General features: G+C 60.7%; 11 protein-coding genes. 9 read left to right on the forward strand and 2 right to left on the reverse strand.

From position 1 onward, the window contains the following. Positions 1-73 precede the first annotated feature (73 nt). Positions 74-721, reverse strand: a complete 648-nt coding sequence (locus tag ACW9I6_RS26875) for a hypothetical protein (protein ID WP_003214855.1) — start codon at positions 719-721, stop codon at positions 74-76. A 368-nt stretch (positions 722-1,089) separates the two neighbouring features. On the opposite strand from ACW9I6_RS26875, the gene coxB reads away from it, so the two are divergent. The 4 genes from coxB to ACW9I6_RS26895 all read left to right on the forward strand — a co-directional run bounded on the left by coxB (position 1,090) and on the right by ACW9I6_RS26895 (position 5,481). After that, positions 1,090-2,217 (forward strand): cytochrome c oxidase subunit II, encoded by a 1,128-nt coding sequence (gene coxB / locus ACW9I6_RS26880; RefSeq protein WP_003214854.1) that lies wholly within the window; start codon positions 1,090-1,092, stop codon positions 2,215-2,217. A gap of 58 nt (positions 2,218-2,275) precedes the next feature. Beyond that, positions 2,276-3,865, forward strand: a complete 1,590-nt coding sequence (gene ctaD / locus ACW9I6_RS26885; RefSeq protein ID WP_003214853.1) for a cytochrome c oxidase subunit I — start codon at positions 2,276-2,278, stop codon at positions 3,863-3,865. A gap of 141 nt (positions 3,866-4,006) precedes the next feature. Further along, positions 4,007-4,558 (forward strand): cytochrome c oxidase assembly protein, encoded by a 552-nt coding sequence (locus ACW9I6_RS26890; RefSeq protein ID WP_008439615.1) that lies wholly within the window; start codon positions 4,007-4,009, stop codon positions 4,556-4,558. A gap of 35 nt (positions 4,559-4,593) precedes the next feature. Next, positions 4,594-5,481: a cytochrome c oxidase subunit 3 gene (locus ACW9I6_RS26895; RefSeq protein WP_003214849.1), complete on the forward strand. Its 888-nt coding sequence runs from the start codon at positions 4,594-4,596 to the stop codon at positions 5,479-5,481. 6 nt (positions 5,482-5,487) lie between these two features. Here the strand turns inward: ACW9I6_RS26895 and ACW9I6_RS26900 are convergent, their stop codons facing one another. Further along, positions 5,488-5,691, reverse strand: coding sequence for a twin transmembrane helix small protein (locus ACW9I6_RS26900; protein WP_010168612.1), 204 nt, complete (start codon positions 5,689-5,691; stop codon positions 5,488-5,490). An 84-nt stretch (positions 5,692-5,775) separates the two neighbouring features. Here ACW9I6_RS26900 and ACW9I6_RS26905 point away from each other — a divergent pair, with 84 nt between their 5' ends. Genes ACW9I6_RS26905 through ACW9I6_RS26925 form a run of 5 tightly spaced genes read left to right on the forward strand, consistent with a single transcriptional unit; the run spans position 5,776 to position 9,693 of the window. After that, positions 5,776-6,519, forward strand: a complete 744-nt coding sequence (locus tag ACW9I6_RS26905) for an SURF1 family protein (RefSeq protein ID WP_457340033.1) — start codon at positions 5,776-5,778, stop codon at positions 6,517-6,519. After that, on the forward strand, positions 6,485-7,084 hold the full coding sequence (locus tag ACW9I6_RS26910; RefSeq protein ID WP_023659276.1) for a hypothetical protein: 600 nt from the start codon (positions 6,485-6,487) through the stop codon (positions 7,082-7,084). The genes ACW9I6_RS26905 and ACW9I6_RS26910 overlap by 35 nt, the downstream gene beginning before the upstream one ends. Positions 7,085-7,094: 10 nt before the next feature. Next, positions 7,095-8,174 (forward strand): COX15/CtaA family protein, encoded by a 1,080-nt coding sequence (locus ACW9I6_RS26915; protein WP_457340034.1) that lies wholly within the window; start codon positions 7,095-7,097, stop codon positions 8,172-8,174. Continuing rightward, complete coding sequence (gene cyoE, locus ACW9I6_RS26920; RefSeq protein WP_003214839.1) at positions 8,162-9,061, forward strand: heme o synthase; 900 nt, start codon at positions 8,162-8,164, stop codon at positions 9,059-9,061. The genes ACW9I6_RS26915 and cyoE overlap by 13 nt, the downstream gene beginning before the upstream one ends. After that, the gene (locus ACW9I6_RS26925) at positions 9,058-9,693 is read left to right on the forward strand and encodes an SCO family protein (protein ID WP_003214837.1); all 636 of its coding nucleotides are present in this window, start codon (positions 9,058-9,060) and stop codon (positions 9,691-9,693) included. The genes cyoE and ACW9I6_RS26925 overlap by 4 nt, the downstream gene beginning before the upstream one ends. Positions 9,694-9,785 lie beyond the last annotated feature (92 nt).

Genomic DNA, 9,785 nt, shown 5'->3' on the forward strand with positions numbered 1-9,785 from the left:
CTGAATGTGTTTCTGATACACCGCCTTCGCGAGCAAGCCCGCTCCCACATTGGATCTTTGCAAGCCGGCAAATCTAAGCTGGCTGGTCCAGCTCAAGACCCACGCCCAACTGCCGCGACAGGCACGGCCAGCGCTTCCACGCCGCTTCCGTGTCCGGGCTCTTGAGCTTGTCGCGGTAGGCTTCGACCGACTCCAGCGCAAAACTCTCCTCGTTAAGCATCTCATCCACCGCGTGGTGCACCGCCTCATCCAGCTGATTGGCAAACGCCTCGCCGATCAATTGGTGGGCAATCACGTTCGCCACAGTGGTATCCAGCGGAATCAACGGCTGGCCGAAGTGCTTGATATACAGATCGTTGACCTCTTCCACCAGGCGATGCGCCAGGTAAGCCTCATCCAGCAAACCGTCCAGGCCTTCATGCCCGGCCAGGATCGCCGGCGGCTGCAGGAAGAAATGCTCGGCGATTTTCAGCACCGGTTTGATCTGGCTTTCAATACCGGCTTCGCGGGCGACATCGTTGGCCGCGTCCAGCAGATCGGGGACCTGGTCGATGTAGGCGCTTACAAAACGCGTCATCACGCCCTTGGCGTCGACGTCAGGCACGGAAATCGCCGGGTGCAGGTGCGGTAACTGGACTTCCAGCTGCTGAGCAAGCTGGCCAGTGCTGGATTCGTGTTGATGGGCACGGGAAATCTGCTCGCGCAATGCGGCGGTGTTCATGAAAGCTCCAGTGATGCAGGCGTAGGAAATAGGGAGAGCATAAGGTAGCTCGTTTATACGAGAGCCTAAGACGCATTTGTCATAATTATTTCATGGTTATGCGCTGGCGTTATATCAAATTGCCATCGTTCGTCGGATAACGCGCGCCACCGGTCCTGTTGTGTGGTCCGTTTCCTCATTTTCGTTCATTTGCCCGATCACATTGCGGGGTGGCGGTCGCTGTCTATACTCGATTTTGTACGCAATTAGCTGATGACGCCCGACTGCATGAGCAGGCAAGGCCTGGCGGTTGTAAGCAGTATGGAAGCCGCTCCCTTGGCCGCAGGTGCAAACCGGCGGGATAACAAGAATGATAAGGGGAACCCGCAATGACGCGACATCCACATGTTTGGATGGGCCTCCTGTTGTGGTCAGTATTCGGCCAGGCGCAAGCCGCCTGGACAACGAATATGGCGCCAGGGGCCACTGAAGTCAGTCACGCCGTGTTTGACCTGCACATGACCATTTTCTGGATTTGTGTGGCGATTGGCATCGTCGTGTTTGGCGCGATGTTCTGGTCGATGATCGTTCACCGGCGCTCCACGGGACAGGTGGCAGCCAAGTTCCACGAGAGTACGACGGTGGAGATTCTCTGGACCGTGGTGCCCTTGCTGATCCTGGTGGCGATGGCCATTCCGGCCACCAAGACGCTGATCAACATCTACGACAGCACTGAGTCGGATATCGATATCCAGGTCACCGGCTACCAGTGGAAGTGGCATTACAAATACCTGGGCCAGGATGTCGAGTTCTTCAGCAACCTGGCCACGCCCGCCGAGCAGATCCATAACCAGGCCGTCAAAGGCGAGCATTACCTGTTGGAAGTCGACCAGCCGCTGGTGCTGCCGGTGGGCGCCAAGGTGCGTTTCCTGGTGACCGCTGCGGACGTGATTCACTCCTGGTGGGTGCCGGCGTTTGCGGTGAAGCGTGATGCGATTCCCGGCTTCGTCAACGAGGCCTGGACCCGCATCGAAAAGCCCGGCATCTATCGCGGCCAGTGCGCCGAACTGTGCGGCAAGGACCACGGCTTCATGCCCATCGTGGTGGAGGTCAAATCCAAGGCCGACTACGACACCTGGCTCGGCGAGCGTAAGGAAGAGGCCGCCAAGCTCAAGGAGCTGACCTCCAAGGAATGGACCCTGGATGAGCTGGTGGCTCGTGGCGACAAGATCTACCACACCACCTGCGTCGCCTGTCACCAGGCCGAAGGCCAGGGCCTGCCGCCGATGTTCCCGGCGCTCAAGGGCTCGCCGATTGCCACCGGGCCCAAGGAAGACCACCTGCACCGCGTGTACTTCGGCAAGCCCGGCACCGCCATGGCGGCGTTCGGCAAGCAACTGTCGGAAGTCGATATCGCGGCGGTCGTGACCTATGAACGTAACGCCTGGGGCAACAACAAAGGCGACATGGTCACACCTAAAGACGTGCTGGCTCTGAAACAGGCGGAAAGCAAATGACTTCCTTCATTGCATATTCCCTGAACCGTCCCGCCCACTCGTTCGCAGGAGAAAGGCCATGAGCGCTGTGATCGATGACCACGGTCATGCCGGTGACCACGCTCACGGCCCCGCCAAGGGCCTGATGCGTTGGGTACTGACCACCAACCACAAAGACATCGGCACGATGTACCTGTGGTTCAGCTTCTGCATGTTCCTGCTTGGTGGATCGTTTGCCATGGTGATCCGTGCCGAGCTGTTCCAGCCGGGTTTGCAGATCGTCGAGCCGGCGTTCTTCAATCAGATGACCACCATGCACGGCCTGGTGATGGTGTTCGGTGCGGTGATGCCAGCGTTTGTCGGCCTGGCCAACTGGATGATCCCGTTGATGATCGGCGCGCCCGACATGGCCCTGCCGCGCATGAACAACTTCAGTTTCTGGCTGTTGCCGGCGGCGTTCCTGATGCTGGTTTCCACCCTGTTCATGCCCGGCGGCGGGCCGAACTTCGGCTGGACCTTCTACGCCCCACTCTCCACCACTTACGCGCCGGAAAGCGTGACGTTCTTCATCTTCGCCATCCACTTGATGGGCATCAGTTCGATCATGGGCGCGATCAACGTCATCGCCACCATCCTCAACCTGCGCGCTCCCGGCATGACGTTGATGAAAATGCCGCTGTTCGTCTGGACCTGGCTGATCACAGCCTTCCTGCTGATCGCGGTGATGCCGGTGCTGGCGGGCTGCGTGACCATGATGCTGATGGACATCCACTTCGGCACCAGCTTCTTCAGTGCCGCCGGTGGCGGTGACCCGGTGTTGTTCCAGCATGTGTTCTGGTTCTTCGGCCACCCCGAGGTGTACATCATGATCCTGCCGGCGTTCGGTGCCGTCAGCTCGATCATCCCGACCTTCTCGCGCAAGCCGCTGTTCGGCTACACCTCGATGGTGTACGCCACGGCGAGCATCGCGTTCCTGTCGTTCATCGTGTGGGCGCACCACATGTTCGTGGTGGGCATCCCGCTGGTGGGCGAGCTGTTCTTCATGTACGCCACGCTGCTGATCGCGGTGCCCACGGGCGTGAAAGTGTTCAACTGGGTCAGCACAATGTGGCAAGGCTCGCTGACCTTCGAGACGCCGATGCTGTTCGCGGTGGCCTTCGTGATTCTGTTCACCATCGGCGGTTTCTCCGGGCTGATGCTGGCCATCGCCCCGGCGGATTTCCAGTACCACGACACCTACTTCGTGGTGGCGCACTTCCATTACGTACTGGTGCCTGGGGCGATCTTCGGGATCTTCGCCTCGGCCTACTACTGGCTGCCGAAATGGACCGGCCACATGTACGACGAAACCCTGGGCAAGCTGCACTTCTGGCTGTCGTTCGTGGGGATGAACATGGCGTTCTTCCCGATGCACTTCGTAGGGCTTGCCGGCATGCCGCGTCGGGTGCCGGACTACAACCTGCAGTTCGCCGACTTCAACATGGTCTCTTCCATCGGTGCCTTCACCTTTGGCGCGACGCAGATCTTCTTCCTGTTCATCGTCATCAAGTGCATCCGTGGCGGCCCGCCTGCGCCAGCCAAGCCGTGGGATGGCGCCGAAGGACTGGAGTGGAGCATTCCTTCGCCCGCGCCGTACCACACCTTCACCACGCCACCGGAGGTCAAATGAACACCTCCCTATCCTGTGGGAGCTGGCTTGCCTGCGATGGCATCACTTCGGTGTACCTGAAAGACCGAGTTGCCAGCATCGCAGGCAAGCCAGCGCCCACAGAAAGGCCATTCGCAGAACATTCATTCGCAGGTGGCCGCCATGCTTGAGTCCGTGCCTATCAAGCGCCTGGTCACGCGCCTGCTGATCCTGGTGGTGGCGATGTTCGCCTTCGGGTTTGCCCTGGTGCCGATCTACGACGTGATGTGCAAGGCGTTCGGCATCAATGGCAAGACCGCCGGGCAGTACGAAGGCGAGCAGGTGGTGGACCCGACGCGGCAGGTGCGGGTGCAGTTCCTGTCCACCAATGCCATCGATATGGTCTGGGAATTCCACTCCAAGGCCGACGAGGTGGTGGTCAATCCCGGCGCAGTCACCGAGATGCTGTTCGTGGCCTACAACCCCACCGACAAGCCGATGACCGCCCAGGCGGTGCCGAGCATTTCGCCGGCCGAGGCGGCGATGTACTTCCACAAGACCGAGTGTTTTTGCTTCACCCAGCAAGTGCTACAGCCAGGTCAGCGCATAGAGATGCCGGTGCGCTTCATTGTCGACCGCGACATGCCCAAGGATGTGAAGCATTTGACCCTGGCGTACACGCTGTTCGATATCACCGCGCGCCAACCGCCCGTGGCTGTCCATACCGGCGGCTAGGCGTTGCTTGCGGGCTCGATTAGGAGAACGAATACATGTCGACTCATGATACGTACTACGTACCAGCGCAAAGCAAATGGCCCATAATTGCTACGTTGGGGATGCTGATCACGGTGTTCGGATTGGCGACCTGGTTCAACGATTTGAAGGCCGCACGCCCGGAATCCCACGGCCCGCTGATCTTTTTCGTCGGTGGCTTGCTGCTGGCCTACATGATGTTTGGCTGGTTCGGCGCGGTGATCAAGGAAAGTCGCGCTGGTTTGTACAGTTCGCAGATGGACCGCTCCTTTCGCTGGGGCATGACCTGGTTCATCTTTTCCGAAGTGATGTTCTTCATCGCTTTTTTCGGTGCGCTGTTTTATGTGCGGCACATGTCGGCGCCGTGGTTGGCGGGCGAAGGCCACAAGGGCATCGCGCACATGCTGTGGCCGAACTTCGAATTTGCCTGGCCGCTGCTGAACAATCCCGACCCGAAAATGTTTCCGGCGCCCAAGGGCACCATCAGCCCGTGGGGCTTGCCGCTGATCAACACGATCTTGCTGGTCAGCTCCAGCGTGACCATCACTATCGCCCACCATGCCTTGCGCAAAGGCCATCGCGGCGCACTGAAGATCTGGCTGGCGATCACCGTGTTGCTGGGTTGGGCGTTTCTCGGGTTCCAGGCCGAGGAATACATCCATGCCTATAAGGAGTTGGGCCTGACCCTGGGTTCCGGCGTGTACGGCGCGACCTTCTTCATGCTCACCGGCTTCCACGGTGCCCACGTGACCATCGGCACGATCATTTTGTTTGTGATGCTGATGCGCATCCTGAAGGGGCATTTCAACAACGAACACCAGTTCGGGTTCGAGGCGGCCAGTTGGTATTGGCACTTTGTGGACGTGGTGTGGATCGGGCTGTTTTTCTTCGTTTACGTGCTTTGAGGTGTTTCACCAGGGCGCATGAGATACCAGTTGGCCGCTGAAGAAACCCCAGGTGATCAACCCCAGGGTGATCACGGCCAGCACCACACGCACGGTCAAGGCAGTGACGAGGCGGTTGGAGTTGCCCTCGTCCTTGACCAGGAAGAACAAGCCACTGAACAGGCTCACGACGGTAGCAATCAGCATCAGGGCAATGGCTGCTTTGAGCATGGTGGGCTCCGGGGCTCTTTTTTGGAGGGGGCGAGCAATGAGATTCAGTATAGCCAGCGCAGCACCGACCTCTGCGGCAATGCCATGAAACCCTTTCGCCCCGGTATTGCGCCGACGCTGGTGGTACTCGTGCTGCTGCCGTTACTGGTATTTCTCGGCTTTTGGCAGCTGTCTCGCGGTCACGAAAAACAGGCGCTGCTGGACACTTACGCCGAGCGCCGCGCTGCCGAGCCCATGAGCAGTACGCAACTGCAGGCCACCGAAGATCCGGCGTTCCGTCGTGTGCATTTGCGCGGGCAGTTCGATGCCGAGCACAGCGTGTTGCTGGATAACCGCTTTCGCGACGGCAAGGTCGGTGTGGAGCTACTGCAACCTTTCCATGATCAGGCCAGCGGCGAGTGGCTGTTGCTCAATCGTGGCTGGCTGCCCTGGCCGGACCGCCGTGCACCGCCGGTTTTCACCACTCCCGAACAACTGTTGAATCTCGACGCCTGGGTCTATGTGGCGCCTGGCGAGACCTTCCAGTTGCATGCCGATCCGGCGGGCGCACAGTGGCCACGATTGTTGACCGCGCTGCATCCCGCAGCGCTGTGGGCCGAGTTGGGCCGCAGCGGATTCGCCTATGAAGTGCGGGCTGAAGCGGGCCCTGGCACTTTCGAAACCAACTGGCCCGTGGTCGCCATGGGCCCGGAAAAACACCTGGGTTATGCCGTGCAGTGGTTCGCCATGGCGGTGGCGCTGTTCGGCCTTTACCTCTACCTCGGATGGCACAACACAAAAAAGGAGAAGCGCCATGGGAGCGGCCATGAATCCACTCAACATGTCTGACACGCCGGCAGCGCCCAATCGGCGCAAGGGCCGTTGGCAACTGATCCTGATCCTGCTGATGGTGGTCGGCCCTATGGTGCTCGCCACCTTTATGTACAAATTGCAGTTCTGGGTGCCGGACAGCCGCAGTTACCACGGCGAGATGATCGGCAATGGCCAGACCCGCGCCGACATTGGCGTGCAGGCTGACGAAGACCGCTGGCAACTGCTGGTGACTGCGCCCACTGCCTGCGCCGCCGACTGCCAGCAACTGGTTTACCTGGCCCGCCAGCTGCAAATCGGCCTGGGTCGCGATGCCTCTCGTGCCAGCCACGCCCTGGCCAGCGCGCAGCCGGTCAGCACCGCGTATGACGCCAAACTCAAGGCCGAATACCCGCAACTGCAGCGCTATTCCCTGGACCTTTCGACCTTCAACAAAGACGCCGCCGCCCAAGGCAGCGGCGATGCCCAGCTGTGGATCGTCGACCCCCACGGCAACCTGGTGCTGCGCTACGACGCCCGGGTCAAGGGCAAGGACCTGCTCAACGACCTGCGCCTGCTGCTGAAACTGTCGAACATCGGATAAGGACACCGTCATGGCCAAACCTGGATTTCGCCTCGCGCTGTTTGCCACCCTGCTGGCCCTGGTCGTGGTGCTGCTGGGCGCCTATACCCGCCTCACCCACGCGGGTCTCGGTTGCCCGGACTGGCCGGGTTGCTATGGCTTTATCAGCGTGCCGAAAAGCGAAGCCCAGCTGGCCCATGCCGAACTGCATTACCCGGACACGCCGGTCGAGGCGGACAAGGGCTGGAACGAGATGACCCACCGTTACTTCGCCGGCACCCTCGGGCTGTTGATCGTGCTGCTGGCGGCGCGCGCGTGGACCCATCGGCATCATCCGGGCCAGCCGTTGAAGCTGCCGTTGTTCCTGTTGGCGGTGGTGTTCGCCCAGGCAGCGTTTGGCATGTGGACGGTGACGCTGAAGCTCTGGCCGCAAGTGGTCACCGGGCATTTATTGGGCGGGTTTGCGACGTTGAGCCTGCTCTTCTTGCTGACGCTGCGATTGTCCGGCGTATTGCCGGCGCTGATCGTGCCCAGGCGTTTGCAGTATTGGGCGACGGCCGGGCTGGTGCTGGTGATCGGCCAGATCGCGCTGGGTGGATGGGTCAGCTCCAACTATGCAGCCGTGGCGTGTATCGACCTGCCGACCTGTCACGGGCAATGGTGGCCGGCGGCGGATTTCGCCAATGGCTTTCACCTGACCCAGCATATCGGCCCCAATTACCTCGGCGGGCAACTGGACAGTGATGCGCGCACGGCGATTCACCTCACCCACCGGATTGGCGCGCTGCTGGTCACTGTCGTGTTGCTGGGCCTGGCCTGGCAGCTCAAGGTGGTCGGCATGACCCGCCTGGCCGGCCTGTTGCTGATCGCCCTGGCGGCGCAAATCTGCCTGGGCCTGAGCAACGTGTACTTCCACCTGCCGCTGCCGGTTGCGGTCGCGCATAACGCCGGCGGCGCGGCGTTGCTGCTGACGCTGGTGCTGGTCAATTACCACGCCCGCACCAGCCTGGTTCGGGTGCGACATCAGTTGCCGTTCGGCTGGCGCTTCAGCCCGCGTAAACACGTGTCGGGCCTCATCACCATCAAAGGAGAGATGCCATGGCGACCTTGATCAGCGAGCGTCACAGCCAGGCGATCTGGCGTGACTATCTGGAGCTGACCAAGCCAAAAGTGGTGGTGCTGATGCTCATCACCTCGCTGGTGGGCATGTTCCTCGCCACCCGCGCCGGGGTGCCGTGGCCGGTGCTGATTTTCGGCAACCTGGGGATCGCGCTGTGTGCCGGCGGCGCGGCGGCGGTCAACCATGTGGTGGACCGGCGCATCGATGCTTTGATGGCGCGCACCCATAAACGCCCGCTGGCGGAAGGGCGCGTATCGCCTGTGGCGGCGCTTGTTTTTGCGATGGTGCTGGCGGTGGCCGGGCTGGCGCTGTTGCTGGCGTTTACCAATCCGCTGGCCGCCTGGCTGACCCTGGCTTCACTGTTGGGCTACGCCGTGATCTACACCGGTTTTCTCAAGCGTGCGACGCCGCAGAACATCGTCATCGGTGGGCTGGCTGGCGCCGCGCCGCCGTTGCTGGGTTGGGTTGCCGTCACTGGCCACGTCAGCGCCGAGCCGTTGCTGCTGGTGCTGATCATCTTCGCCTGGACCCCGCCGCACTTCTGGGCCCTGGCGATTCACCGCAAGGAGGAATACGCCAAGGCCGACATCCCGATGCTGCCCGTGACTCACGGCGAGCACTACACCAAGGTGCATATCCTGCTCTACACCTTCGCCTTGCTGGCGGTCAGCCTGATGCCCTATGTCATCCACATGAGCGGCATGCTGTACCTGGTGTGCGCACTGGTTCTGGGCGGGCGCTTTCTGCAATGGGCCTGGGTGCTGTACCGTGGCAGTCGGCCGCACGCGGCGATCAACACCTTCAAGTACTCTATCGGGTACCTGTTCATGCTGTTTATCGCCCTGCTCGTAGACCATTACCTATTGTTGAACCTATGACTCGAACTCAAAAAACTGTCTTCATTCTGGTGGCCATTGTCGCGTTGATCATGGGCCTGACCGTCAACAAAGTACTGAGTGGCAAAGGCCAGGGCGACCCAACGGCCTTGATCGATGCGGGCATCATCCTGCTGCCGCAAAGCCGCCAGTTGCCACCGGTGACCATGACCAACCAGGACGGCCAGCCGGTGGTGGTCAACGAGCTGAAAGGCAAGTGGAGCGTGCTGTTCTTCGGCTACACCTTCTGCCCGGACATCTGTCCGACCACCCTCGCCCAGCTGCGGCAGATCAAGAGCGAGCTGCCCAAAGACGTTGTGGATAAGTTGCAGGTGATTTTGGTCAGCGTTGACCCGAACCGCGATACACCGGCGCAGCTCAAGCAGTACCTGGGCTACTTCGATCCACAGTTCGAGGGCTTGACCGGTGCGAATGTGGACGATGTGCAGAAGGTTTCGAATGCGGTGAGCATTCCGTTTATTCCGGCAGACACCAGCAAGCCCAACTACACCGTCGACCACAGCGGCAACCTTGCGCTGATCGGGCCGGATGGAACGCAACGCGGGTTTATCCGGGCGCCGTTGAACAACCAGAAGCTGGTAGCGCAGTTCCCGGGGTTGTTGCAGCGTAAATAAGCCTGCCGACCATTTTCTGAGCGACACAAATCAAATGTGGGAGCGGGCTTGCTCGCGAAGGCGGTGTGTCAGTCAACAGATGTATCGACTGA

It is taken from the genome of Pseudomonas sp. SDO5522_S412 (assembly GCF_054071215.1).

What these genes read in the sequence shown, in the direction of transcription:
- ACW9I6_RS26875 (WP_003214855.1), bottom strand. Translation starts at nt 721, where the DNA reads ATGAACACCGCCGCATTGCGCGAGCAGATTTCCCGTGCCCATCAACAC.
- coxB (WP_003214854.1), top strand. Translation starts at nt 1,090, where the DNA reads ATGACGCGACATCCACATGTTTGGATGGGCCTCCTGTTGTGGTCAGTA.
- ctaD (WP_003214853.1), top strand. Translation starts at nt 2,276, where the DNA reads ATGAGCGCTGTGATCGATGACCACGGTCATGCCGGTGACCACGCTCAC.
- ACW9I6_RS26890 (WP_008439615.1), top strand. Translation starts at nt 4,007, where the DNA reads ATGCTTGAGTCCGTGCCTATCAAGCGCCTGGTCACGCGCCTGCTGATC.
- ACW9I6_RS26895 (WP_003214849.1), top strand. Translation starts at nt 4,594, where the DNA reads ATGTCGACTCATGATACGTACTACGTACCAGCGCAAAGCAAATGGCCC.
- ACW9I6_RS26900 (WP_010168612.1), bottom strand. Translation starts at nt 5,691, where the DNA reads ATGCTCAAAGCAGCCATTGCCCTGATGCTGATTGCTACCGTCGTGAGC.
- ACW9I6_RS26905 (WP_457340033.1), top strand. Translation starts at nt 5,776, where the DNA reads ATGAAACCCTTTCGCCCCGGTATTGCGCCGACGCTGGTGGTACTCGTG.
- ACW9I6_RS26910 (WP_023659276.1), top strand. Translation starts at nt 6,485, where the DNA reads ATGGGAGCGGCCATGAATCCACTCAACATGTCTGACACGCCGGCAGCG.
- ACW9I6_RS26915 (WP_457340034.1), top strand. Translation starts at nt 7,095, where the DNA reads ATGGCCAAACCTGGATTTCGCCTCGCGCTGTTTGCCACCCTGCTGGCC.
- cyoE (WP_003214839.1), top strand. Translation starts at nt 8,162, where the DNA reads ATGGCGACCTTGATCAGCGAGCGTCACAGCCAGGCGATCTGGCGTGAC.
- ACW9I6_RS26925 (WP_003214837.1), top strand. Translation starts at nt 9,058, where the DNA reads ATGACTCGAACTCAAAAAACTGTCTTCATTCTGGTGGCCATTGTCGCG.